21 protein-coding genes are annotated in these 24092 nt (G+C 59.0%); 7 read left to right on the top strand and 14 right to left on the bottom strand.

The window, feature by feature from the left end:
- Positions 1-4: 4 nt before the first annotated feature.
- On the bottom strand, positions 5-385 hold the full coding sequence (locus tag QRN36_RS03920) for a hypothetical protein (RefSeq protein ID WP_285422893.1): 381 nt from the start codon (positions 383-385) through the stop codon (positions 5-7).
- 172 nt (positions 386-557) lie between these two features.
- Between QRN36_RS03920 and phoB the strand changes: the two genes are divergently transcribed.
- The 3 genes from phoB to QRN36_RS03905 all read left to right on the top strand — a co-directional run bounded on the left by phoB (position 558) and on the right by QRN36_RS03905 (position 4036).
- Positions 558-1247 (top strand): phosphate regulon transcriptional regulator PhoB, encoded by a 690-nt coding sequence (phoB, locus tag QRN36_RS03915; protein WP_062379821.1) that lies wholly within the window; start codon positions 558-560, stop codon positions 1245-1247.
- Between the two features lie 48 nt (positions 1248-1295).
- Positions 1296-2597 (top strand): phosphate regulon sensor histidine kinase PhoR, encoded by a 1302-nt coding sequence (phoR, locus tag QRN36_RS03910; protein ID WP_285422892.1) that lies wholly within the window; start codon positions 1296-1298, stop codon positions 2595-2597.
- 98 nt (positions 2598-2695) lie between these two features.
- Positions 2696-4036 carry a hemolysin family protein gene (locus tag QRN36_RS03905; protein ID WP_285422891.1) on the top strand — a complete coding sequence of 447 codons (1341 nt, stop codon included), beginning with the start codon at positions 2696-2698 and terminating at the stop codon, positions 4034-4036.
- Positions 4037-4120: 84 nt separating this feature from the next.
- Here the strand turns inward: QRN36_RS03905 and QRN36_RS03900 are convergent, their stop codons facing one another.
- The 7 genes from QRN36_RS03900 to QRN36_RS03870 form a co-directional block, all read right to left on the bottom strand.
- Positions 4121-5029: a M23 family metallopeptidase gene (locus QRN36_RS03900; RefSeq protein ID WP_285422890.1), complete on the bottom strand. Its 909-nt coding sequence runs from the start codon at positions 5027-5029 to the stop codon at positions 4121-4123.
- Positions 5030-5282: 253 nt separating this feature from the next.
- Positions 5283-6179, bottom strand: coding sequence for a response regulator (locus tag QRN36_RS03895; RefSeq protein ID WP_285422889.1), 897 nt, complete (start codon positions 6177-6179; stop codon positions 5283-5285).
- 186 nt (positions 6180-6365) lie between these two features.
- Positions 6366-7124, bottom strand: a complete 759-nt coding sequence (phoU, locus tag QRN36_RS03890) for a phosphate signaling complex protein PhoU (RefSeq protein WP_093466324.1) — start codon at positions 7122-7124, stop codon at positions 6366-6368.
- Positions 7125-7178: 54 nt separating this feature from the next.
- Complete coding sequence (pstB, locus tag QRN36_RS03885; RefSeq protein WP_285422888.1) at positions 7179-8012, bottom strand: phosphate ABC transporter ATP-binding protein PstB; 834 nt, start codon at positions 8010-8012, stop codon at positions 7179-7181.
- 112 nt (positions 8013-8124) lie between these two features.
- Positions 8125-9795, bottom strand: a complete 1671-nt coding sequence (pstA, locus tag QRN36_RS03880) for a phosphate ABC transporter permease PstA (protein ID WP_285422887.1) — start codon at positions 9793-9795, stop codon at positions 8125-8127.
- A 15-nt stretch (positions 9796-9810) separates the two neighbouring features.
- Positions 9811-12096: an ABC transporter permease subunit gene (locus tag QRN36_RS03875; RefSeq protein ID WP_285422886.1), complete on the bottom strand. Its 2286-nt coding sequence runs from the start codon at positions 12094-12096 to the stop codon at positions 9811-9813.
- A gap of 194 nt (positions 12097-12290) precedes the next feature.
- Entirely contained in the window at positions 12291-13262 is a 972-nt protein-coding gene (locus QRN36_RS03870) for a phosphate ABC transporter substrate-binding protein PstS family protein (protein ID WP_285422885.1), read from the bottom strand.
- Between the two features lie 454 nt (positions 13263-13716).
- Here QRN36_RS03870 and QRN36_RS03865 point away from each other — a divergent pair, with 454 nt between their 5' ends.
- Positions 13717-15072 carry a hypothetical protein gene (locus QRN36_RS03865; RefSeq protein ID WP_285422884.1) on the top strand — a complete coding sequence of 452 codons (1356 nt, stop codon included), beginning with the start codon at positions 13717-13719 and terminating at the stop codon, positions 15070-15072.
- A gap of 56 nt (positions 15073-15128) precedes the next feature.
- Here QRN36_RS03865 and QRN36_RS03860 read toward each other — a convergent pair whose 3' ends face one another.
- Positions 15129-16424, bottom strand: a complete 1296-nt coding sequence (locus QRN36_RS03860; RefSeq protein ID WP_285422883.1) for an MFS transporter — start codon at positions 16422-16424, stop codon at positions 15129-15131.
- A 380-nt stretch (positions 16425-16804) separates the two neighbouring features.
- Here QRN36_RS03860 and QRN36_RS03855 point away from each other — a divergent pair, with 380 nt between their 5' ends.
- Both QRN36_RS03855 and QRN36_RS03850 read left to right on the top strand, forming a co-directional pair.
- The gene (locus QRN36_RS03855; RefSeq protein WP_093466337.1) at positions 16805-17206 is read left to right on the top strand and encodes an acyl-CoA thioesterase; all 402 of its coding nucleotides are present in this window, start codon (positions 16805-16807) and stop codon (positions 17204-17206) included.
- A gap of 99 nt (positions 17207-17305) precedes the next feature.
- The gene (locus QRN36_RS03850) at positions 17306-18217 is read left to right on the top strand and encodes a D-hexose-6-phosphate mutarotase (protein ID WP_285422882.1); all 912 of its coding nucleotides are present in this window, start codon (positions 17306-17308) and stop codon (positions 18215-18217) included.
- A gap of 80 nt (positions 18218-18297) precedes the next feature.
- Here the strand turns inward: QRN36_RS03850 and QRN36_RS03845 are convergent, their stop codons facing one another.
- The 5 genes from QRN36_RS03845 to QRN36_RS03825 all read right to left on the bottom strand — a co-directional run bounded on the left by QRN36_RS03845 (position 18298) and on the right by QRN36_RS03825 (position 22075).
- Positions 18298-18834: a DUF3299 domain-containing protein gene (locus QRN36_RS03845; protein ID WP_093466341.1), complete on the bottom strand. Its 537-nt coding sequence runs from the start codon at positions 18832-18834 to the stop codon at positions 18298-18300.
- 78 nt (positions 18835-18912) lie between these two features.
- The gene (locus QRN36_RS03840; protein WP_093466343.1) at positions 18913-19158 is read right to left on the bottom strand and encodes a GlsB/YeaQ/YmgE family stress response membrane protein; all 246 of its coding nucleotides are present in this window, start codon (positions 19156-19158) and stop codon (positions 18913-18915) included.
- 213 nt (positions 19159-19371) lie between these two features.
- Positions 19372-20454, bottom strand: a complete 1083-nt coding sequence (locus tag QRN36_RS03835) for a 5-(carboxyamino)imidazole ribonucleotide synthase (RefSeq protein ID WP_285422881.1) — start codon at positions 20452-20454, stop codon at positions 19372-19374.
- 7 nt (positions 20455-20461) lie between these two features.
- Positions 20462-20953: a 5-(carboxyamino)imidazole ribonucleotide mutase gene (gene purE / locus QRN36_RS03830; RefSeq protein WP_074754780.1), complete on the bottom strand. Its 492-nt coding sequence runs from the start codon at positions 20951-20953 to the stop codon at positions 20462-20464.
- Between the two features lie 210 nt (positions 20954-21163).
- Positions 21164-22075 carry a LysR substrate-binding domain-containing protein gene (locus QRN36_RS03825; protein ID WP_285422880.1) on the bottom strand — a complete coding sequence of 304 codons (912 nt, stop codon included), beginning with the start codon at positions 22073-22075 and terminating at the stop codon, positions 21164-21166.
- Between the two features lie 357 nt (positions 22076-22432).
- On the opposite strand from QRN36_RS03825, the gene QRN36_RS03820 reads away from it, so the two are divergent.
- Complete coding sequence (locus tag QRN36_RS03820) at positions 22433-23857, top strand: aspartate ammonia-lyase (RefSeq protein ID WP_285422879.1); 1425 nt, start codon at positions 22433-22435, stop codon at positions 23855-23857.
- Positions 23858-24092 lie beyond the last annotated feature (235 nt).

Genomic DNA, 24092 nt, shown 5'->3' with positions numbered 1-24092 from the left:
TCAGTCAGGGTTTGGCTACGTGCCAGACGTCGCCTTTGCCGTCGCCAGTCTTGTCACCAGCGGCCTTGTCGTTCTTGAAGGTGTACAGCGGTTTGCCTTTGTAGACCCACTGGGATGCGCCGTCGTCGCGTTTGATGATGGTCCAGTCGCCTTCGGCCTTGTCCCCCGAGCTTGCGGTCAGCGGCGGCCAGTTGGTCGCGCATTGGTCATTGCACACGGATTTGCCGGCGGACGTGTCTTTGTCGAAGGTATAGAGAGTCAGGCCGTCATGGGTGGTGAGCACGCCACCGGTGGTCATGGCAGGCGCGGCAGCGAAAGCCATACCCGAGGATGCGAGCGCCGCGGCTGCCAGCAGGCTCATCAGTGCGGAAGAAATTTTAGCCATAGATCAATCCTCTTTTTGTAAGTCGTTTTTATGGACATTCTTTGTAGGACAAGTCGACAAGCTTAGCGCTAGACCCAGCAATACGCCTAGCCCGAACTAACCTGTCACACGACTGCAATAATTCCGTTATCTAATGCGCCCCAAGACAGTTAAATGACATGAGGTTCGAGGCATGGTTGGCAGGAGCATTCTGATCGTCGACGACGAAGCGCCCATTCGCGAGATGATTGCCGTCGCACTGGAAATGGCCGGCTATGACTGCATGGAGGCAGAGAACTCGCAGCAAGCCCATGCCGTCATCGTCGACCGCAAGCCTGACCTGATTCTTCTCGACTGGATGCTGCCGGGCACATCCGGTATCGAGCTGGCCCGCCGCCTCAAACGCGACGAACTGACCGGTGACATTCCGATCATCATGCTGACCGCCAAGGGCGAGGAAGACAACAAGATCCAGGGTCTTGAAGTCGGCGCCGATGATTACATCACCAAACCCTTCTCTCCTCGCGAACTCGTAGCGCGCCTCAAGGCGGTACTGCGTCGCGCAGGCCCCAACGATGGCGAATCGCCGATTGAAGTCGGCGGCCTGCTGTTGGACCCGATCAGCCACCGCGTGACCATCGACGGCAAGCCTGCTGAAATGGGGCCGACAGAATACCGCCTGCTGCAATTCTTCATGACCCACCAGGAGCGCGCCTACACCCGCGGCCAATTGCTCGATCAGGTCTGGGGCGGCAACGTATACGTCGAGGAGCGCACGGTCGATGTCCATATCCGCCGTCTGCGCAAAGCCCTCGGCGACGCTTATGAAAATCTGGTACAAACCGTCCGCGGTACTGGCTACCGTTTCTCCACCAAAAGCTGAAAAAGCATTTGGCAGCGACTCAGACCGCTGAAAACAAGGACGCGTTAATTGAACCACAACTGGCATGGCACTCTGATCCGCCACCTGCTGCTATTGGTCACGGCCTCGCTGCTGGCCGGCCTTGTCAGCGGCCATTACGGCTGGTGCCTGGCGATCGATCTGGGGCTGTACCTGGCCTGGACGCTCAAACAGTTGCTGCGCCTGCATGACTGGCTCCGCCATCACAAACCCGATGAGCCGCCGCCGGACGGTTACGGATTGTGGGGCGACGTCTTCGACAGCATTTATCACCTGCAAAAGCGCGATCAACGGGTTCGCGGACGCCTGCAAGCGGTTATCGATCGAGTGCAGGAGTCCACGGCGGCGCTGAGAGACGCGGTGATCATGCTCGACAGCGAAGGCAATCTGGAATGGTGGAATCGGGCGGCCGAGACGCTGCTGGGGCTCAAGACGCCTCAGGACAGCGGCCAGCCGGTGACCAACCTGGTGCGTCATCCGCGTTTCAAGGAATATTTCGAACACGCCAACTACGCCGAACCGCTGGAGATTCCTTCGCCGGTCAACGATCGCCTGCGCATTCAGATGCTCATCACCCGCTACGGGAATAACGAACACTTGATGCTGGTGCGCGATGTCACGCGCATTCATCAACTGGAGCAGATGCGCAAAGACTTCGTCGCGAATGTGTCCCATGAGCTGCGAACGCCGCTGACGGTGATCTGTGGTTACCTGGAAACCCTGCTGGATAACGTCGATGACGTGAACCCGCGCTGGGTCCGCGCGCTGCAGCAGATGCAGCAACAAGGCGGCCGCATGCAGACGTTGCTCAACGACCTGTTGCTGCTGGCCAAGCTGGAAGCCACCGATTATCCATCGGACAACCAGCCCGTCGACGTGCCGACGCTGCTGCAGAGCATCAAGAACGATGCCCAGGCGCTGTCGGGCAGCAAGAATCAGCAGATCACCCTGGATCTCGAGAGCGAGTACAGCCTCAAGGGCAGTGAGGCGGAGTTACGCAGCGCGTTCTCCAACCTGATCTTCAACGCGGTGAAATATACGCCCGCCGAAGGCAAGGTCCGCATCCGCTGGTGGGCCGACGGACGCGGTGCGCATTTGAGCGTGCAGGACTCGGGTATCGGCATCGACAGCAAGCACATTCCTCGCCTGACCGAGCGCTTTTACCGCGTCGACTCAAGCCGTGCATCGAACACTGGCGGCACCGGGCTGGGCCTTGCGATCGTCAAGCACGTCTTGCTGCGTCATCGCGCAACGCTGGAAATCAACAGCGTTCCGGGCAAAGGCAGCGTGTTCATCTGCAACTTCGCTCCGATCCAGATGACCAAGGCCTAGGCAAGCCCACGGATAGCGGCTAAATTGCGTCGCTTATGCCCTCCATTTGTGAGGGTTTATTTCATCCTTCTGTAAAACGGAACCTGCAAAACTCCATCATGGACCCTTCCCCTGGTATTAGCCTGGCTTCAATTTTCGCCGACTTCGGCATGATTCTCTTCGCAATGATTCTGGTCCTGCTCAACGGCTTCTTCGTTGCCGCAGAGTTTGCCATGGTCAAACTGCGCTCCACTCGGGTCGAGTCGATCGCCGAGAAAAACGGCTGGCGCGGCCGTATCCTGCGCACCGTACACAGCCAGCTGGACGCCTATCTGTCGGCGTGTCAGCTGGGTATCACGCTGGCTTCCCTTGGTCTGGGCTGGGTCGGTGAGCCTGCCTTCGCCCATCTGCTGGCGCCGCTTCTGGAGACCCTGGGCGTGGATACGCCTGAAGTGGTCAAGGGCGTGTCGTTCTTCACGGCCTTCTTCCTCATTTCCTACCTGCACATCGTGGTCGGTGAGCTGGCGCCCAAATCCTGGGCTATCCGCAAGCCTGAACTGTTGTCGCTGTGGACTGCGGTGCCGCTGTATCTGTTTTACTGGGTCATGTATCCGGCCATCTACCTACTCAACGCCAGTGCCAACGGTATCCTGCGCATTGCCGGTCAAGGCGAGCCCGGGCCGCATCACGAGCATCATTACAGCCGCGAAGAACTCAAACTCATCCTGCACTCCAGCCGAGGCCAGGACCCGAGCGATCAGGGCATGCGCGTGCTGGCGTCTGCCGTTGAGATGGGTGAGCTGGAAGTCGTGGACTGGGCCAACTCTCGTGAAGACCTCGTCACGCTGGATTTCAATGCGCCACTCAAAGAGATTCTGGCGCTGTTCCGTCGGCACAAATTCAGCCGTTATCCGGTGTACGACGCCGATCGCGGCGAATTCGTAGGCCTGCTGCACATCAAGGACCTGCTGCTGGAGCTAGCGGCGCTGGATCACATTCCCGAATCGTTCAACCTCGCGGAGCTGACTCGCCCGCTCGAACGCGTGTCCAAGCACATGCCGCTGTCACGGCTGCTGGAGCAGTTCCGCCAAGGCGGCGCGCACTTTGCGCTGGTCGAGGAAGCGGACGGCAAAGTCATCGGCTACCTGACCATGGAAGACGTGCTGGAAGTGCTGGTGGGCGACATTCAGGATGAGCATCGCAAGGCCGAACGCGGGATTCTCGCCTACCAGCCCGGCAAGCTGCTGGTGCGGGGCGATACGCCGCTGTTCAAGGTCGAGCGCCTGCTGGGCATCGATCTGGACCACGTAGAGGCCGAAACCCTTGCAGGCCTCATCTATGACAGCCTCAAGCGCGTGCCTGAGGAAGAGGAAGTCATGGAAGTCGAAGGCCTGCGTATCATCATCAAGAAGATGAAAGGCCCGAAGATCGTGCTGGCGAAGGTGTTGAAGCTGGATTGATCAACAGCCTGGCCAGAGTCGCTTATGATTCTGGCCGCAGGCCGCAGGAGTCCGGCCAGAAGCGAACCGCAAGGGTACTGCGATTCAATTCCCGCCAATGGCGAAGTTCGGCAGGCTTTGGACCGGCTGCGAGAATTCGTAAGGAATCGATTCCAGCGCCAACCCGACATTGCGCTGCACCACGAAGTGCAAATGCGGCCCGGTGCTGTTGCCGGTATTGCCTGACCGTCCAAGCGGAGTGCCGACGGTTACTTTCTCCCCTTCCCTGACGCTCACCGAACCCTGTTGAAGGTGCAGATAGACGCCCATGGTGCCGTCGTCGTGCAGGATGCGCACGAAGTTGCCGGACGGATTCGCGCCGCGTCCGGACTGGGTGTTTTCAGTCTTGATCACGGTCCCGCCCCGTGCCGCAATGATCTGCGTGCCTTCGGGCATGGCGATGTCGATCGCATAACGGCTCTTGGCGCCCACATGGCTGTATGAGCCGTTGGCGCCCTGGCTGATACGGAACGGTCCGCCGACCCAAGGCAACGGATAGCGATAGCCCAGGCCGCTTGCACTCACGCTGCGCTGCGGGTCGCCCATGATCGAGCGAAGACTCGGTTTGTAGGCCATCGCCCTGCTTGGAATCTGCGGACTCAGCGCGATCAGGCGTTCGTTGCTGCGGGCAGGAATGGTTCGGCGGATCACCTGATCAGCAACGCCGACAACGTTCTTCACGCCCGACAGGCGCAGCTCGATCTCCACAGGCGCGAACAGATCATTACGCACGTAGAGGTTGTCGGCACCTTTGGTTTTCTTGACGTTGAGCCGGACCTGGCTGTCGATGCGTTCGACCATGCGCTCGCGCAGCTTCATCACCTGGGCGCCAGGAACGGGTTGGTCGGTAAACGAAACCACTCCATTGGCATCGGTGAATCGGTAAATGGTCACAGCTGCAGCAGTCTGCGCGGCCAGCAGCAATGCACAGACAACCAGCAAGCGCTCTAACATCTGGATAGGCCTGGTATGAAGACAATGGGGGCAAGCCTAGCAGCGATGCCGATGGAAAAGGACTCATCCGTATCAATCGGTAATAGACGAAGCGTCAAGGAAATCGCGTCAGGGTCAGCTGCGAAGCAATTTGCAAATTCTATGCAGGATGGGGATGCGCTTCGTCAGGCAGAGACGGAGCCATTGTGGGAGCGCGCTTCGCGTTGAGCCGCATTCGCGGGCAAGCGCGCTCCTACAGGGGGTTGTGGCGAGCTTATGCGCCAGGCACGAAATGCTTTTGCGCCGTGCCGCGGGCAATCAGGCGCGACAGGTAGTCGAGCTTCTGGGTGTCCTGGTCGACGAAGCGGAACGTCAGTTGCAGCCAGTCGCTGTCCGGTTTCTGCTCGAACGCCGCGATGGCGTGCAGGTAGCCGTTCAAGCGCGCGACCTCGGCATTGTCGCCCTGCTCCAGATCCAGCACGGCGCTGTCGAGAATCTGCGGCAGCACTTCACCGCGACGCACCACCAGCAGCGCTTCCTTGAGCGTCAGCGCTTTGATCACACATTGCTGGTTGCCGCTGGACAGCCGCAGCTGACCTTGACCACGTCCTGTCGGCTCAGACGGTGCTGCCGGTTTGGCCATCGGTTTGACCAGCGGTTGAGCCGGAGCCGACGCCGTTGGCGTGGCGGTCACGACCTCTGGACGGTTGCCGGTCAAGGCGCTGAGGGAGTCGTTGGCGAACGCAGCGTTCGCGCGCGCAGGACCGCTGCTCATCAACGCATCCAGCTTGCCCACTTTGTGCAACGCTTTCTTCACCTTGGTCAGCAATTGTTCGTTGGTGAACGGCTTGCCGATGAAATCCGAAACGCCGGCATGGATCGCCTGGATCACGTTTTCCTTGTCGCCACGGCTCGTGACCATGATGAAGGGCATGGTTTTCAGGCTGTCCTGCTGACGGCACCAGGTCAGGAGCTCAAGCCCGGACATTTCCGGCATTTCCCAATCGCACAACACCAGGTCGAACACCTCACGGGTCAGCAATACCTGGGCTTTACGGCCGTTGACTGCATCCTCGAGGTGAATTCCGGGGAAAGCGTTGCGCAGCCCTTTCTTGACAAGGTCGCGGATGAACGGCGCGTCATCCACCACCAAAACACTGACTTTACTCATCGACGCTCCTGATGGCGTGTGCACCGCAAATGGCGAGCATATCGCTGGCGGGTAGCCAGCTGCCAAACTGTTTGACGACACCGGGACATTTATTCGCGGGTGACTTAGGAATTAGGTTGCCTTGAAAACGGCCTTTTTACCCAAAAAAAAGCCCGGCGTTCGCCAGGCGTTTTTTATCAGGCAATCTTATTTATCGTCAGGAGCGTCCGGAACATTAGGCTTTTCGGCGGACAGGCCTTTGACTTCTTCCTGCATGCGCTTGAGGCCCAGGTGACGCACGTCGGTGCCGCGCACCAGGTAGATCACCAGCTCGGAAATGTTGCGGGCGTGATCGCCGATCCGCTCAAGCGAACGCAGCACCCAGATGACGTTGAGCACGCGGGAGATCGAACGTGGATCTTCCATCATGTAGGTGACCAACTCACGCAGTGCGGTCTTGTATTCGCGGTCGATGGTCTTGTCGTACTGCGCAACGGAAAGGGCCAGATCAGCGTCGAAGCGGGCGAAGGAGTCCAGGGCGTCACGCACCATGCTGCGGACCTGATCGCCGATGTGGCGCACTTCCACATATCCGCGTGGCGACTCGCCTTCTTCACACAACTGAATGGCGCGACGGGCGATCTTGGTGGACTCATCACCGATGCGCTCCAGATCGATCACCGATTTGGAAATGCTGATGATCAGACGCAGGTCGGAGGCGGCGGGCTGACGACGAGCCAGAATGCGCAGGCATTCTTCATCGATGTTGCGCTCCATCTGGTTGATGCGGTCGTCGACTTCGCGAACCCGCTGGGCCAGGCCCGAGTCGGCGTCGATCAGCGCGGTGACCGCGTCGTTGACCTGTTTCTCGACCAGACCACCCATTTCCAGCAGGTGGCTGCGAACTTCTTCCAGTTCAGCGTTGAACTGCTGGGAGATGTGATGTGTATGGCTGTCTTTGATCATGCTGAGTGTCCGTCCGATTGATTGCGCGGTGGTTCAGGGCTGACGAAACACGTGCTAGCCGTAACGACCGGTTATGTAGTCTTCAGTCTGCTTTTTGGTCGGATTGGTGAACAACGTATCGGTGTCCCCGAATTCGACCACCTTGCCCATGTACAGAAACGCGGTGTAATCCGACACGCGCGCCGCCTGCTGCATGTTGTGGGTAACGATCACAATGGTGTATTTGGATTTCAGTTCGTAGATCAGCTCTTCGACTTTTAACGTCGAAATCGGGTCGAGCGCGGAGCACGGCTCATCGAGCAGCAGGACTTCGGGTTCGACGGCGATAGTGCGGGCGATCACCAGACGCTGCTGCTGACCGCCGGAAAGCCCGAGCGCCGATTCGTGCAGGCGGTCTTTGACCTCATCCCACAGAGCGGCGCCACGCAACGCCCACTCGACCGCTTCATCGAGCACGCGCTTTTTGTTGATGCCCTGGATCCGCAGGCCATAGACCACATTTTCATAAATGGTCTTGGGAAACGGGTTGGGCTTCTGGAACACCATGCCGACGCGACGACGCAGCTCGGCCACATCCTCGCCCTTGGTATAGATGTCGTGCCCGTAGAGCTTGATTTCGCCCTGCACGCGGCAGCCGTCCACCAGATCGTTCATGCGATTGAAGGTGCGCAACAAGGTCGACTTGCCACAGCCCGACGGCCCGATGAACGACGTTACCCGCTGTTTCGGGATATTCATCTGGATGTCGAACAACGCCTGCTTTTCCCCGTAGAAAAGATTCAGGCCCGGCACTTCCAGAGCGACGTTTTCGCTGGCCAGATCAAGCCCCTGGCGCTTTCGACCCAAGGCAGACATGTTGATGCCGTGGGTGTGGGGTTCTTGCTGCATGGTCTCACTCCGTTCGTAGCCGCAAGCGTCGAGCTGCAGCCGCCAGTTCGTGCAGAAGCGGCGTGCGGCGTTTTTACTGGCCGCGCGTGGTTCCCCGCTCGTGGCTTGTTTATCAGCTGTCCAGGGCTCTGTACTTCTCGCGCAGCCGGTTTCGAATCGTCACCGCCGACAGGTTCAACAATGCGATCACCAGCACCAGCAGCAACGCCGTGGCATACACCAGCGGCCGCGCAGCCTCGACGTTGGGGCTCTGAAAGCCGACGTCGTAGATGTGGAAACCCAAGTGCATGATCTTCTGGTCGAGGTGCAGATACGGATAGTTGCCGTCCACCGGCAGCGACGGCGCCATCTTGACCACGCCCACCAGCATCAGCGGCGCGACTTCTCCCGCTGCGCGCGCCACGGCCAGAATCAGTCCGGTCATCATTGCGGGACTTGCCATCGGCAGGACGATCTTCCAGAGCGTCTCGGCCTTTGTCGCACCCAGCGCGAGCGACCCCTCACGCAGGGTCAGCGGAATGCGCGCCAGCCCCTCTTCGGTCGCGACGATCACCACCGGCACCGCCAGCAATGCGAGGGTCAGCGACGCCCAGAGCAGGCCAGGCGTCCCGAAGGTCGGCGCTGGCAGCGCTTCGGGGAAGAACAGCCGGTCAAGCGAGCCGCCCAGAACGTAAACGAAAAAGCCCAGTCCGAAGACGCCATAGACGATCGCCGGAACGCCTGCCAGGTTGTTCACGGCAATGCGGATCAGCCGCGTCATCGGTCCCTGACGCGCGTATTCGCGCAGATACACAGCCGCGAGCACGCCAAACGGCGTGACGATGATCGCCATGATCAGGGTCATCATCACGGTGCCGAAGATCGCTGGGAAAATCCCGCCCTCGGTGTTCGCCTCTCGCGGGTCGTCGCTCAAGAATTCCCAAAGCTTCTGGAAGTAGAAACCCAGCTTGGTCAACGTGCCCATCGCATTGGGCTGATAGGCGTGCACGACTTTACCCAGCGCAATTTCGACCTCTTTGCCATTGGCGTCGCGGGCCGTCAGGCTGTCGCGGTTGAAGTCGGCATGGAGTGCGCCAAGACGCGCTTCGATGTCTTTGTAACGCGCGTCGTATTCGGCGCGTTCGGTAGCCAGGTCAGCCTGAGCGGCAGCATCGAGCTTGCCGTCGAGCTCAAGCTGGCGCGTGCGCAGGCGCAAACGCTCAATGCCGTGGTTGATCGCACCGATGTCCGATTTCTCAAGGCCATCGAGCTCATCGGAGATTTTCTCGACGCGCTTGATGCGCTCCTGCAATTGCGGCCATGCCGCTTCACCTTGCGCTACGACCTGACCGTTCTCCTTGACGTTGACCAGGTAACCGTAAAAGTTGCCCCACTCCCGACGCTCGAGCGTCATCAACTCTGCCGGTTTGCGCTGATCCGTCAGCCATTCGCCGATGATCCAGCTGAAGTCGGAGGCATTGATATCCCGGTTGCCGACCTTGAACAGGTCGCGGGTCATGAATTCCGGCCCTTTGTCCGGGACAGGCAGCCCGGCGCCTTTAAGCCGTGCGCGCGGCACTTGTTCGGACTCGACCAGCTCGCCGACCAATACGTGGCGCTCCTGACCTGGCACATCGTATTGGGCAGAGATCACGTCCGCGGGCCAGAAATGGCCCAGACCGCGCACGGCGATCACCGCCAGCAGGCCGATCGTCATGATCACGGCAACGGAAACAGCGCCCGCGCTGAGCCAGACGCCAGGTCCGCCACTTTTGAACCAACCTTTGAGGGAGGTCTTTTTCATGTGTTCCTACCTGCCCTAAAGAGACGAATACTGCTTGCGCAGGCGCTGACGGATCAGCTCTGCCAAGGTATTCATGACAAACGTGAACATCAGCAGCACGAGGGCAGCCAGGAACAGCACGCGGTAATGGCTGCCGCCCACTTCCGACTCCGGCATTTCGACGGCGACGTTGGCCGCCAGCGTGCGCATGCCTTCGAAAAGATTCATGTCCATGATCGGCGTATTGCCGGTGGCCATGAGCACGATCATCGTTTCACCCACGGCGCGGCCCATGCCGATCATCAACGCCGAGAAAATCCCTGGGCTGGCGGTCAGGATCACGACGCGCGTGAGGGTTTGCCATGGGGTTGCGCCCAGCGCCAATGAGCCCAGCGTCAAACCGCGCGGCACGCTGAACACCGCATCTTCGGCGATGGAGTAGATATTGGGAATGACAGCGAAACCCATTGCCAGGCCAACGACCAGTGCATTGCGCTGATCGTAGGTGATGCCCAGATCGTTGGTGATCCAGGAACGCATGTCGCCGCCGAAGAACCAGTTCTCCAGGTGCGAGCTCATGCCCAGCGAGACCCAGCCGATCAGCAAAATGACCGGAATCAGGATCGCGCTCTCCCACCCATCAGGCACACGAAGGCGAATCGAATCCGGCAAGCGCGTCCACAAAAAACCTGCCAGCAGGATGCCGATCGGGGTGAAGATCAGCAGACTGAATATGCCTGGCAGATGGCCTTCCAGGTAGGGCGCGAGAAACAAGCCGGCGAAGAACCCCAGGATCACGGTCGGCATCGCTTCCATCAGCTCGATCACCGGCTTGACCTTGCGACGCATGCCCGGGGCCATGAAATACGCGGTGTAGATGGCAGCGGCGACGGCCAGCGGCGCGGCGAGCAGCATGGCGTAGAAGGCAGCCTTGAGCGTGCCGTATGTCAACGGCGCCAGGCTGAGCTTGGGCTCGAAGTCGCTGTTGGAGGCGGTCGACTGCCAGACGTACTTCGGCTCGTCGTAACTCTCGTACCAGACCTTGTCCCAGAGCGCGCTCCAGGACACTTCGGGGTGCTGGTTTTTGAGGGTCATCGGCAGCAGTCTGCCGCTGTCTTCGGCAATGATGCGGTCTGCCCGGGGCGACATCCCGATCACGGCAGGGCCGCTGGCGACGGGCTCTACCAGCAGCGTGCGGTGAGCCGTGCTGTGGAACACGCCGAGCTTGCCGGAGGTGTCCATCGCGACGAAGCCTTTGCGGCGCTGCTCGGCAGTGATCTGCGCGATCGGCGCGCCACTCATCTTGAAGTCACGGATGTGCTGAAGACGCATCTCGCCATCGACATCGCGGGCCATGAACCATTGAGCGATGTTGCCCTTGGAGCTGCCGATCACCAACGATATCCCGCCAACGAGCTGTGCGCTGGCGGTGGTTTCGGCGTTGGCGTCTTCAAGCAGTTTGTAACGACCGTTAAGGGTACGGTCGTGGAGGTCGAAGACGTCGGCCTGCGCACGACCGTTGATCACGTACAACCATTGCTGCCGCGGATCGACGAAAATGGCCTTCACCGCGGCCGACAGTTGCGGCAGATCAATACGGCTTTGCTCATTGGCAGTTTCGCCGGTCATCAGGTTTTCAGCTTGCGTCAGCGCCAGCACGTGCAGCTGAGTGCCTGTAGCACCCGCCAGAATCAGCGTCGAGTCGCTGGCGTTGAGGTTGACGTGCTCAAGCGCCCGCCCTTCCTCATCCAGCACCAGCGGCGTGTCGCCATAAGGCCAGGTAATGGTCGGTGTGATGGTCTTCTTGTTGCCGGGATAGGTGATGGGATAGGCATGTTTGAACACCAGCACCTGTCCGTTGGACAGGCCCACCGCGATCAGGGGTTTGCCAGGCTGATCCTGAGCGACTGACGTGACACGGGCCCCCTCGGGCACCGGCAAGCTCACGCGGGACAATTCATGCCCGTCTTCCAGGGCGAAGAACAGTGCCTCGCCGCTGTCCGATACACGCATGCCGACCTGGTTCTGCTCCTCGATGACCAGAACCATGGGCTTGCCGGCAGTCTGCAACCACGCGGGGGTTTGCGCGTCCGCGACCGTCAGCCTGGCCCCTTGAAACAGGGGCGCCACGACGTAGGCAAGATAAAAGAAAATCAGGGTGATTGCGGCCAGCACGGCAAGACCACCCACCAACACGTACCAGCGCGTCAGACGGTCTTTGAGCGCACGAATACGACGCTTGCGTTGCAGCTCGGGCGCGTTGAAATCAATGCGCTCGGGATGGGGTTTTTCGGTCATCGATGAATTGGCCAAATCATTCATGCGCACACCCTAGTCGCTCTGTATGACAAATACATTACAACGTGGTGACGCAAAAAAGCCCGTCGCCTCTGGTGTGTGGCAACGGACTGTTCATTGTCTCGCAAGCCTCGTTCCATAAGGCCTTTCTGGTTTCATGCGGGACGAACCTGTCACCCCGCTCAGGGTTATCTGGCTGCACGGCGCGCAGCCCATTGTTATAGCCCCAGATCAGCCAATGCCTTGCTGACGACCTTGGCTGGTAAAGGAATGTACCCGTCTTTCATGACAACTTCCTGACCTTGTCTGGACAGCATCAGTTTTACGAACTCGGCCTCAAGAGGATTAAGCGGTTTATTGGGCGCCTTGTTGACGTAAACATAAAGGAAGCGCGCCAGTGGATACGTGCCATTGAGCGCATTGGCTTCGTTGTCCTCGACGAACTCGCCACCGGGTTTTTTCGCCAGCGGCACGGTGCGCACGCTGGACGTTTTATAACCAATCCCCGAATAACCGATGCCGTTCAGCGAACTGCTGATCGAGCTGACGACAGAAGCCGAGCCCGGTTGCTCATTGACGTTGGGCTTGAAATCACCCTTGCACAGCGCTTCTTCTTTGAAATAACCATAGGTCCCGGACACCGAATTGCGGCCAAACAGCTGGATGGACTTACCCGCAAGGTCACCCGTTACGCCCACGTCGCCCCAGGTCTTCGCATCGAGTTTGCCGCCGCACAAGCGGGTTGCCGAGAAGATCGCATCGACCTGCTGCAGCGTCAGCCCTTTGATCGGGTTGTCCTTATGGACGAACACCGCAAGCGCATCAACCGCAACCGGAATGGCAGTCGGTTTGTACCCATGCTTCTGCTCGAACGCAGACAGCTCGCCGTCTTTCATTTTGCGGCTCATCGGGCCGAGCGTTGCCGTGCCCTCGGTCAGCGCAGGCGGCGCTGTCGAGGAACCGGCAGCCTGAATCTGGATGTTCACGGTGGGGTATTCTTTCTTGTAGGCCTCAGCCCACATTGTCATCAGGTTCGCCAGCGTATCCGAGCCGACGCTGGAAAGATTGCCCGACACCCCGCTGGTTTTTTCGTAGGCCTTGATCGCCGGATCAACAGCAGCAACCGCCGCCGCAGCGGTAAAGCCAGCAGCGACGAAAGTCAGTGCGGTCATCAAACGCTTGAGTGTCATGCCTTGCTCCTGGCGAGATTAGGGTGCTGGCCAGGGTGATGGCCATGTGACTACTCTATGTCTGAATTGTGACAGATCCATGAAACCGAGAAAGACGCGTATTCATTTCCCGGAATGGACAGCGGCACATTCATCTGCCTGCCTAGACCCGCATGCGCGCATCCACACGGCAATTCAGGCATTCAGTCAGCATTTTTTGCCGCGCGCACCGATTCGCAATTTTAAGGTGAAGTGCTTACTCGTCGTAACCGGTGTATTGAAAGCGCGATAAGAGATAAATCTGAAATCGCGATTTAATCTACCGTAATCGCTCTCGCTGATCCAGACTCACTGTATGGCGACCACCCATCCAAGACATTCGCCTAAAAGTTGTTATATACATTCTTATCCGCACTTTTTCGTGGATAGCGAATACGTGCCAGGGAAGCGCACCTTTATACGAGGCAAATACATTATGGACAATAAACTTCGCGAGGAGATTTCGAAATTTTATCTCTATGGCAATACCGGTGATCGTCAAACTTCTCCTGGATCACTGGGAACGCTCAAGTACGATCAAACATTCGGGGCTGCAGGCAAATTAAGGCTCGGAAATGACAATGGCTGGGCTACATGCATAATATCCAGTGTCGCCAAGCCAGGTTATTTCCTCGCAACCTATTACGATATCCTTAACGTCGACCTTCCGGGACGACGCTACGAAGCCTACGTGGCGCGGTTCGACGCCGCCGGAAACATAGACCCTTCATTTGGGAGCCTTGGAACAGGGTCTATCGAAGCACATTTCACGAAAGAGCCCGGGAAGATAACCGTCCTCAAAGGCCTTCACGAAACAACGGCTGGCAATATATTCAATTGGGGATCCACTATGTGGGTAGATGGTGGCGATATCTATCACGCTCATGCCCTTACAAAAAAATTGAGCGATGGCGCGCCAGACTCAAGCTTCGGCATTGAAGGCAAAGTGGATATCGACACATTTGCGGCCGCTGATGCACAACTCTTTGATGGCAACGCCTGCATTGTGTGTTCATCGGGTATATTTGTCGGCATTGCCGAATATAACAAGTCTCCTCCTGACTATCATATTTTACGATTGACGCAGAAGGGCGCACTGGATACCACTTTTCAGGAAGGTGGTATATGGACACCGAGACATCCTGATTACCCCGAAAAACTGATCAGGATATCAAGCCTTGCCCCAAGTCAGGACGGCGGTATTCTCGCATGCGGGACGACTCACCGGCCCGATGGTTTTGGACTGGGCGGGCTGATCATGAAGTTCGACACTGAGGGCAATCTTGATAAAAGTTTTGGCACAAACGGGGTCAGCGAAACCGAGATAGAAGGTCAGTTTCATGAGTTTCGCTCGGTCTACGAGGCCCCTCCCGTCATGCTCGTAGCAGGCACGTCGCTTGAAAGGGGATGGAAAAGTCTAGTCGGGCTGTACGGTACCAACGGCTCGCCGGAAGAGAGCTTTAACGGAGGCGAGCCGGCTGTTCACGCCTTCGTTGATCCGCCTTATGTGGATATGTGGCATCAAGCGGGCATAGCGGCGCAGACGCCTGAAAAAGTGATTGCACTGGGGAGGTGGAGACAACCCACATCATCTGGACCTGTAGTCGGGCGTTTCAACATGGACGGCAGTGTCGACGAGACCTTTGTGCCCAATCCGGCAAAGTTCGGGACCCTGACCGACGCGGACGTTATATCCAACGCGTCGACCGGATTCGTCCAACCCAGGCCAGACCAGATACTGGTTGCAGGTGAGTCCGGTGGAAAACCGACGATACTTGCCGTCAAAGTCTGACGGTGCAAGCTTCGCGCTCGCGGCTTGATCATGCCGCGGGCGCGAAGCTTTTCACATCAGTTGATCCGCCGGCTGCGCAGCAGATACACGCCGATCACCATTCCCAGCGCACACAGAATGGCCACATACCAGGCGGGCGCCATCGGGTTCACTTTGTTCATACCCTGCACCACCATCGGGGTCAGCCCGCCGAAGATTGCATAGGCCAGATTGTAGGAAAAAGACAGTCCGGAAAAGCGAACGACTGGTGGGAAGGCTTTGACCATCACGAATGGCACCGCGCCGATGGTGCCAACGAACAGGCCGGTCAGTGCGTAGAGGGGATAGAGCAAGTCTGGATGATCGCCAACGGTGTGATAGAAGGTCCACGACGTGACCAACAGCCCAAGCGAGCCGACCAGGAACACGAGTCCTGCGCCAACACGATCCGCCAGTGCGCCCGCGCCGATGCAGCCCAGGCTCAGCAGGACGATGGCCAGACTGTTGGCCTTCAACGTGACCGCCGGCGCGAAACCGAAGTTGGTTTGCAGCAGCGTCGGCGTCATGAGGATGACCACGACAACGCCCGCCGACAGCAACCAGGTCAGTGCCATCGACAACACCACAGCACCGCGATGATCACGCAGCACGGCCTTGAGCGGGACTTCGTCAGCCAGTTGTTTGCGCAGTTGCAGCTCAGCGAATACCGGCGTCTCGTGCAACCAGCGGCGCAGGTAAACCGACATCAGACCGAATACACCGCCCAGCAGGAAAGGAATACGCCATGCGTAGTCCGAAACCTCAGCCGGTGAATAGATGCTGTTGATCCAGGTGGCCACCAGCGAACCAAGCAGAATGCCGGCAGTCAGCCCGGAAGTGAGGGTACCGCAGGCGTAACCGACGTTACGTGCGGGAACGTGTTCGGAAACGAATACCCACGCACCTGGCACTTCACCCCCGATCGCGGCACCCTGGATGACGCGCATCAACAGCAGCAACAAAGGTGCGAACATTCCGATCTGTTCGTAGGTCGGCAGCAAGCCCATGATCAGCGTCGGCACCGCCATCAGAAAAATGCTGAGCGTGAACATTTTCTTGCGACCCAGCAGATCGCCAAAATGCGCCATGACGATGCCGCCCAGCGGTCGTGCCAGATAACCGGCGGCAAAAATGCCAAACGTTTGCATCAAACGCAGCCATTCCGGCATGTCAGCGGGGAAGAACAGCTTGCCCACCACTGCCGCGAAGAACACGAAAATGATGAAATCGTAGAACTCCAGCGCGCCGCCCAGTGCGGACAGCGACAGGGTTTTGTAATCGTTACGGGTCAGTGGGCGCGAGGGTTGCGCAGCACTTGAAGACACAGAGGACATGACAATGGCTTCTCTTTTGAGGCTCTCTTGAGACGAATGATCAACAGCGAAAAAGGCCGCGGGTAACGGCTCCATACGCGATTTATCGACTCGACTGTGCAATCGGGCATCAAAATTGCGTACCAATAAAGGCTTAGTGTGCCAAATCGGTTCGGCACGATAGCAAATTGTGTGCAGGTGCACATCGATTGCAATGAGAGAGGGGCTAAATGGGAACCCAACGGTCGTGTCTCGGGGCATCGGCCGATATACTTGCCAGCCGCGACTCCACCCGTCATTCGGGGAAATTGTGCGAAGCCATTTTCACCAAGTCGTTTTCGCAGAGTTTCCCTTTCTAACGTAATGAAGACTTGAGAGTCATGGGTCAGAGGGACCCCGGCATGATTGAGCTCGAACAAGAAGATCCTATCCCGCAAGGCGATCTGGCATTGCAGATCACCGCGCTTCCACGCGAAACCAACGGCTTCGGCGACATTTTTGGTGGCTGGCTGGTGGCCCAGATGGACCTGGCCGGTACGGCCATGGCCAGCAAAGTCGCGGGCGGGCGCGTTGCAACCGTCGCGATCGACCGCATGGCGTTTCTGGTACCGGTCGCCGTGGGCGCGCAATTGTCCTTTTATACGCAGACGCTGGAAATCGGCCGCAGCTCGATCCAGATGATGGTCGAGGTATGGAGCGACGATCCGCTGTCCAGCGAATGGCGCAAAGTCACCGAGGCCGTGTTTGTATTCGTGGCCATCGACGGCAGCGGCCGCACCCGCTCGGTTCCTGCGCGGCGCTGACAGATCACGCTTCAGCAGCGCGGCACTTGGCTTTGGGCATTAAACTCATCAAGCTTGGCACAGTCTGATTCAGTCACTGTCCTTCGAGTGAGAGCCCCTATGCCTACGCCACAAGTCGAATCCATCCAGCTCGGTGAGCTTAATTGCTGGCGAATCAGCCATGGCAAGGCCGAACTGGTTGTCGCCCAGCAGGGCGCGCACATCGTCAGCTATCAGGTTGATGGAGATCAGCCTCTGATCTGGTCCAATCCGGGCGCAGTCTTCCACAAAGGTAAGGCGATTCGTGGCGGTATGCCGATTTGCTGGCCTTGGTTCGGCAACTTCCAGCGCAACCCGCAGAGCGTTCAGGCCATGCGCCAGAGCAGTGAACCGGCGAACGCCCACGGCGAGGTCCGTGCGATCGATTGGGAATTGATGGGCATGGGCGAAGATGGCGAAGCACTGATCGTCGAGTTCATTCAGCCCAAGGCTGAAGGGCAGCTGCCCGGCTGGCCGCACACCGTCGGCCTGAAGCTGCAGATCCGCCTTGATGCAGCACTGAACGTCAGCCTGGTCAGCTTTAACGCGGGCCCCGAAGACGTCACCCTGAGCCAGGCGCTGCACAGCTATTTCGCCATCAGCGATATCAAACAGGTCAGCATCGAAGGCCTGGACGGCGTCAGCTACCTGAATACGCTGGAAAGCTGGGAAAAACAGAATGTGCAGGCAGGTGACATCACGTTCACTGGCGAAACAGACCGCATCTATCAAGACACGCCCGACCTGATTTCGATTGTCGATCCCGCGTGGAAACGCCGAATCCAGATTCAAACCATCGGTTCGAACTCTTCGGTGGTATGGAACCCGTGGATCGAGAAAACCAAGACCTTCAGCGACATGGAGGCTGACGGCTGGCAGAACATGGTATGTGTCGAAACCGCGAACGTCATGGGCGACATCGTGACGCTCAAGCCCAACGACATGCATGTGATGAGCGTGAGCATCTGGGCAGAGCCGTTGACAGACGATTGATCAGACAATGATCAGCTTTATGGGAGTGAGCTTGCTCACTCTCACAGGTTTGCCTCAGCTGCAACTTCTGCCAGAGAGCGTTACAAATCCGCCTCGGTCACTACTCGCACCTTCGATGCATCCAGCGCGTAGGCGGCGTCGGCCAGGTCGTTGCTGACCTTCTCGACCTTCAAGGTGCCGATCACCCACAGCGGCGTGTAGATATCGTCGATCTTCAGGCCTTTGGGATAACGAACGAGGACCAGCTGGTTTGGCGGCGGAGGCGGTACGTGGATGCAGGCCCCAGGATAAGGGACCAGAAAAAACAGCGTGCTGTGGCCTTTGGCGTCGGTCTCCAGCGGAACCGGATAACCGCCCAGACGAATGGTTTTGTCATTCATGGCAGCTACGGTTTTGGTCGAATACATGACCGCAGGCAAGCCCTTGCTCTGTTTCAAACCGCCCTTGCTGTCGAACGTCCCTTGAGCCTCCGGGGAGTTGTGGTCGATTTCGGGCATGGCTTCGAGGGCTTTCTGATCCGACTTGGGCATCAGCTCCAGCCAGTCGGTTTCAGGCGGTTCAGCGGCGCGTGCCAGTCCACAGACCAGCAGCAGGGAAACGAGAAGAAGGCGACGCATTGAGAGGCTCGGCTGAGGATGATGTGCCGGGCATTCTAGCCCTCCGCGCCGCAATAACGCAGAGGGCCAGCGTCATTTTCATTTCTTTCTGATCAGGCCGTAGATCACCAGCAGCACAATTGCGCCCACCAGCGCGCCGAGGAAGCCTGCACCCTCGCCTGCCTGATAGATACCCAGCGCCTGACCACCATAGGTCGCGACCAGAGAGCCGGCGATACCCAGAATAATGGTCATGATCCAGCCCATGCTGTCGTCGCCCGGTTTCAGAAAACGCGCGAGCAGACCCACGATCAGGCCGATGAAGATGGTTCCAATGATTCCCATGCCATGTCCCTCTGTTTGAATGAATATGCCAAAGCCTAGTCGGCTATCGGCAACACGCTATGAGAGGGGCGCGGGGGATGAATGGTTCAACGTAATGAACACGGACTTGCAGGAGCGCGGCTTGCCCGGGATGACATAAGGGTCAAACGGGTGGGTGCCTGACCCACCCTGATCGCGGGGCACGCGCGCTCCTACGAGGACTGCTGCGACTGATCAGTTCTTGATCAGCGCCTCGACCTGCTTCACCTGTTGATCCAGGGTTGCGCGGTCTTTGCTGCGCACGGTCGCGTGACCGACCTTGCGGCCTGTCTTGAACGCCTTGCCGTAGTGATGCAGGTGACAGTCTTCGATGGCGATGACTTTATCCACTGCAGGCACTTCGCCGATGAAGTTGAGCATTGCGCTCTCGCCCACCTTGGCCGTCGAGCCCAGCGGCAGGCCAGCCACGGCGCGCAGGTGGTTTTCGAACTGGCTGCATTCGGCGCCTTCAGTGGTCCAGTGCCCAGAGTTATGCACACGTGGGGCAATCTCGTTGGCTTTCAGGCCACCGTCGACTTCGAAGAACTCGAAAGCCAGCACGCCGACGTAGTCCAGCTGCTTGAGCACACGGCCGGCGTAGTCTTCTGCCAGTCCCTGCAACGGGTGATCGGTGCTGGCGATGGACAGGCGCAGGATGCCGCTGTCATGGGTGTTGTGCACCAGCGGATAGAAACGCGTCTCGCCATCACGCGCGCGTACGGCGATCAACGAGACTTCACCGGTGAAGGGCACGAAGCCTTCGAGCAGGCACGGCACGCTGCCCAGCTCAGCGAAGGTGTCGACCACGTCTTTCGGCTCGCGCAGGACCTTCTGCCCTTTGCCGTCGTAACCCAGCGTGCGGGTTTTCAGCACGGCAGGCAGGCCGATACTGGCCACCGCAGCGTCCAGATCCGCCTGGGACTGGATGTCGGCGAACGCAGGCGTCGGAATGCCCAGGTCCTTGAACATGCTTTTTTCGAACCAGCGATCACGGGCGATACGCAGGGCTTCTGCGCTCGGATAGACCGGCACGAACTGCGACAGAAACGCGACCGTTTCAGCCGGCACGCTTTCGAATTCGAAGGTCACCAGATCCACTTCGTCAGCCAGCTGACGCAAGTGATCCTGATCGCCGTAATCGGCACGCAGATGCTCACCCAGTGCGGCAGCACAAGCATCCGGCGCAGGGTCGAGAAAAGCGAAGTTCATTCCCAGCGGTGTGCCCGCCAGAGCCAACATGCGGCCCAGCTGGCCGCCACCGATTACGCCGATCTTCATGAAAACCTCAGGCCTCGCGTGGGTCTGGATTGTCCAGAACGCTGTCTGTCTGCTCAGTGCGGAATTTCTTCAGCACCGCGTGGAATTGCGGGTGTTTGGCGCCCAGGATGCTCGCCGAGAGCAGCGCAGCGTTGATTGCGCCTGCCTTGCCGATGGCCAGAGTGGCAACCGGAATGCCTGCCGGCATCTGCACGATCGACAGCAGCGAATCGACGCCCGAGAGCATGGAAGACTGAACCGGAACGCCCAGCACCGGCAGGTGGGTCTTGGCCGCGCACATGCCCGGCAGGTGGGCGGCGCCACCGGCACCGGCGATGATCACCTCGATGCCACGGCCTTCGGCCTCTTCGGCGTACTGGAACAGCAGATCCGGCGTGCGGTGAGCCGAAACCACTTTGACTTCGTACGGAATGCCGAGCTTTTCCAGCATGTCGGCGGTGTGGCTAAGGGTGGACCAATCGGACTTGGAGCCCATGATCACGCCAACCAGTGCGCTCATCGTCGTGCCTCTCATCGGGCGCCCGCAGGCGCGTCTAAAAACAACAAGCCACGCGGGAGGACCGGCGTGGCTTGTCGTACAAATTATGACCAGTCGAACCGGCCAAAGGCCGCGCAGTATACCGCAAAGAGTGCTGTTTGACAGAACGCTGACGACCTCCTGTCAGCCGATCATCAAGGGCCGGATCCCGCGTGTTTACTGACTCGAAGGTCAAGCGCCGGGTTGTGATGCGCCGCCCTCAAGCTTGCGCCACAGCAGGCGCACGTTTGCCTTGCGCACGAGCGCGCAGCGATACAGGCGGATCTCCAGTGGCACGTGCCACTGTGGGCCACCGCAGATCACCAGTTCGCCACGTTCAAGCTCGGCCGTGACACTGAGTCGCGGCACCCACGCGATGCCCAGACCCTGCAGCGCCATGCCCTTCAGGCTGTCGGCCATGGCGGTTTCGTACACCGTCGTGAAGCGCAGCGCGCGCTGACGTAACAGCAAGTTGACCGAACGCCCCAGAAACGCCCCCGCGCTGTAGGCCAGCAGTGGCACGCTCTGTTCGCTTTCCAGGTCGTACAACGGTTGGCCGTCGACGTCGACCGAGCAGACCGGCAGCATTTCGGTCATGCCAAGGTGCAGCGACGGAAATATTTCGGCGTCCATCTGCAACGCAGCGTCCGGGTCGTAGAACGCCAGCATCAGGTCGCAGCCACCTTCGCGCAGCGCATGCACCGCGTCGCCAACGTTGGTGGCGACCAGACGGGTCGCAATGTTCAATCCCTCGTTACGCAACTGCGCGATCCAGCGCGGGAAGAAGCTCAACGCCAGTGAGTGTGCGGCGGCGATCTGCATGACCTCGCCCTGCCCGCTTTCCAGATGATGCAAGTGGCGCAGCACCTCACCCAACTGATCAACGACGGTGCGAGCAGTGACCAGAAACAATTGCCCGGCCGCGGTCAGCTCGATCGGCGTGCGCGACCGGTTGACCAGCGTCAGCCCCAGCGCGGCCTCAAGGCTACGAATGCGTCGGCTGAACGCCGGCTGTGTGACGAAGCGCCGCTCCGCCGCCTGGGAGAAGCTGCGGGTCGCGGCCAGCGCGCTGAAATCTTCCAGCCATTTGCTTTCCAGGTTCATCGTGTTCTCCGCCATTGGGAGCCAAGTTAGATTTCGATTGTAGGAGCGTGGCTTGCCCCGCGATCTGGCGCGTAGCGGCAGCGAAATCAGGCGACTCAAGAATGACTTGCCAACCCGCATTCTCAGGTTCCGCTGGCGCTGAGCGCCAGATCGCGGGATGCGGCCCAAAGACAAGCCACGCTCTTGCAACATGAGACGCGTCGCCCTTCACACGCTCGTCACAATCCGAACGTCACATCCGCATTATGCCGTTTGCGCATAGGCTAGCGCTTAACAGCATTGGTTCGCAATCGTCCACAGGCCTAGTATTAAAGGCGTTCCGGCTTAGTCCGTGCCTATCTTGAGACTTTCTCTATCATGTCCTGCGCTGCATCATTTCGCATCGAAAAAGACCTGCTTGGCGTCCTCGAAGTACCCGCTGAAGCGTATTACGGCATTCAGACTCTGCGTGCGGTGAACAACTTTCACCTCTCCGGCGTTCCGCTCTCGCACTACCCAAAGCTGGTCGTGGCACTGGCGATGGTCAAGCAGGCGGCTGCCGATGCGAACCATCAGTTGGGTCATTTGAGCAATGAGAAGCACGCGGCAATCAGCGAAGCATGTGCTCGCCTGATACGGGGCGATTTCCACGAGCAGTTCGTCGTCGACATGATTCAGGGCGGCGCTGGCACCTCGACCAACATGAACGCCAACGAAGTCATCGCCAACATTGCGCTCGAAGCGATGGGCCATGCCAAAGGCGAATACAACTACCTGCACCCCAACAATGACGTGAACATGGCGCAGTCGACCAACGATGCCTACCCGACGGCGATCCGTCTGGGTCTGCTGCTGGGTCACGACGCCTTGCTCGCCAGCCTCGACAGCCTCATTCAGGCATTCGCGGCCAAAGGTCAGGAATTCAACCACGTCCTGAAAATGGGCCGCACCCAGTTGCAGGACGCCGTGCCGATGACGCTGGGCCAGGAATTCCGGGCCTTCGCTACCACGCTGACCGAGGACCTCAACCGTCTGCGCAGCTTGGCGCCTGAACTGCTGACCGAGGTCAACCTGGGCGGTACCGCGATCGGCACGGGCATCAACGCCGACCCTGGCTATCAGCACCTGGCAGTGCAGCGTCTGGCGACCATCAGCGGTCAGCCGCTGGTACCTGCGGCTGACCTGATCGAAGCCACTTCGGACATGGGCGCCTTTGTACTGTTCTCCGGCATGCTCAAGCGCACAGCCGTCAAGCTCTCGAAGATCTGTAACGACCTGCGCCTGCTGTCCAGCGGTCCGCGTACCGGTATCAATGAAATCAATCTGCCGGCGCGCCAGCCTGGCAGCTCGATCATGCCGGGCAAGGTCAATCCGGTGATTCCGGAAGCCGTGAACATGTGCGCGTTCGAAATCATGGGTAACGATCTCGCGCTCACTGTCGCAGCCGAAGGCGGCCAGCTGCAGCTGAACGTGATGGAGCCCCTGATCGCGTACAAGATTTTTGATTCGATCCGCCTGCTGCAACGTGCCATGGACATGCTGCGCGAACATTGCATCGTCGGCATCACCGCCAACGAAGTCCGTTGCCGTGAACTGGTCGAGCACTCGATTGGCCTGGTCACCGCACTGAACCCTTACATCGGCTACGAAAACGCCACGCGTATCGCCCGCGTTGCCCTGGAAACCGGCCGCGGTGTACTGGAACTGGTGCGCGAAGAAGGCTTGCTCGACGACGTCATGCTCGCCGACATTCTGCGCCCCGAAAACATGATCGCGCCCAGACTGGTACCTCTGAAGGCCTGATTCCGGACGCTGACGCTTTAACTGCAACACGATCACCAGGCTGAGGGCCTAGACACCCCTCACCCTTTTGAGGGCCGGAAGTAGACACTTCAGGCCCTTTTTTTTGCCCGGAATTGTTCAACTTCACGCGAGTCACAATTGCCTGCGGCCTCCTGAAGGGCAATGTGCACCCGCAAAGCAGGAAATGGTTTACAGACTCCAATAACGCGCACCGGTATAGTGCGGCCCCTCTAAA

Origin of the sequence: Pseudomonas sp. efr-133-TYG-103a (assembly GCF_030209235.1) — a bacterium.
In the GTDB taxonomy this organism is placed as follows: domain Bacteria; phylum Pseudomonadota; class Gammaproteobacteria; order Pseudomonadales; family Pseudomonadaceae; genus Aquipseudomonas.
This window is presented reverse-complemented; position numbering and strand designations above follow the sequence as displayed.

What these genes read in the sequence shown, in the direction of transcription:
- QRN36_RS03865 (WP_285422884.1), top strand. Translation starts at nt 13,717, where the DNA reads ATGGACAATAAACTTCGCGAGGAGATTTCGAAATTTTATCTCTATGGC.
- QRN36_RS03835 (WP_285422881.1), bottom strand. Translation starts at nt 20,454, where the DNA reads ATGAAGATCGGCGTAATCGGTGGCGGCCAGCTGGGCCGCATGTTGGCT.
- QRN36_RS03900 (WP_285422890.1), bottom strand. Translation starts at nt 5,029, where the DNA reads ATGTTAGAGCGCTTGCTGGTTGTCTGTGCATTGCTGCTGGCCGCGCAG.
- QRN36_RS03920 (WP_285422893.1), bottom strand. Translation starts at nt 385, where the DNA reads ATGGCTAAAATTTCTTCCGCACTGATGAGCCTGCTGGCAGCCGCGGCG.
- QRN36_RS03855 (WP_093466337.1), top strand. Translation starts at nt 16,805, where the DNA reads ATGATTGAGCTCGAACAAGAAGATCCTATCCCGCAAGGCGATCTGGCA.
- QRN36_RS03875 (WP_285422886.1), bottom strand. Translation starts at nt 12,096, where the DNA reads ATGAATGATTTGGCCAATTCATCGATGACCGAAAAACCCCATCCCGAG.
- pstA (WP_285422887.1), bottom strand. Translation starts at nt 9,795, where the DNA reads ATGAAAAAGACCTCCCTCAAAGGTTGGTTCAAAAGTGGCGGACCTGGC.
- QRN36_RS03845 (WP_093466341.1), bottom strand. Translation starts at nt 18,834, where the DNA reads ATGCGTCGCCTTCTTCTCGTTTCCCTGCTGCTGGTCTGTGGACTGGCA.
- QRN36_RS03905 (WP_285422891.1), top strand. Translation starts at nt 2,696, where the DNA reads ATGGACCCTTCCCCTGGTATTAGCCTGGCTTCAATTTTCGCCGACTTC.
- pstB (WP_285422888.1), bottom strand. Translation starts at nt 8,012, where the DNA reads ATGCAGCAAGAACCCCACACCCACGGCATCAACATGTCTGCCTTGGGT.
- QRN36_RS03850 (WP_285422882.1), top strand. Translation starts at nt 17,306, where the DNA reads ATGCCTACGCCACAAGTCGAATCCATCCAGCTCGGTGAGCTTAATTGC.
- phoU (WP_093466324.1), bottom strand. Translation starts at nt 7,124, where the DNA reads ATGATCAAAGACAGCCATACACATCACATCTCCCAGCAGTTCAACGCT.
- purE (WP_074754780.1), bottom strand. Translation starts at nt 20,953, where the DNA reads ATGAGCGCACTGGTTGGCGTGATCATGGGCTCCAAGTCCGATTGGTCC.
- QRN36_RS03870 (WP_285422885.1), bottom strand. Translation starts at nt 13,262, where the DNA reads ATGACACTCAAGCGTTTGATGACCGCACTGACTTTCGTCGCTGCTGGC.
- QRN36_RS03825 (WP_285422880.1), bottom strand. Translation starts at nt 22,075, where the DNA reads ATGAACCTGGAAAGCAAATGGCTGGAAGATTTCAGCGCGCTGGCCGCG.
- QRN36_RS03860 (WP_285422883.1), bottom strand. Translation starts at nt 16,424, where the DNA reads ATGTCCTCTGTGTCTTCAAGTGCTGCGCAACCCTCGCGCCCACTGACC.
- QRN36_RS03895 (WP_285422889.1), bottom strand. Translation starts at nt 6,179, where the DNA reads ATGAGTAAAGTCAGTGTTTTGGTGGTGGATGACGCGCCGTTCATCCGC.
- phoB (WP_062379821.1), top strand. Translation starts at nt 558, where the DNA reads ATGGTTGGCAGGAGCATTCTGATCGTCGACGACGAAGCGCCCATTCGC.
- QRN36_RS03840 (WP_093466343.1), bottom strand. Translation starts at nt 19,158, where the DNA reads ATGGGAATCATTGGAACCATCTTCATCGGCCTGATCGTGGGTCTGCTC.
- QRN36_RS03820 (WP_285422879.1), top strand. Translation starts at nt 22,433, where the DNA reads ATGTCCTGCGCTGCATCATTTCGCATCGAAAAAGACCTGCTTGGCGTC.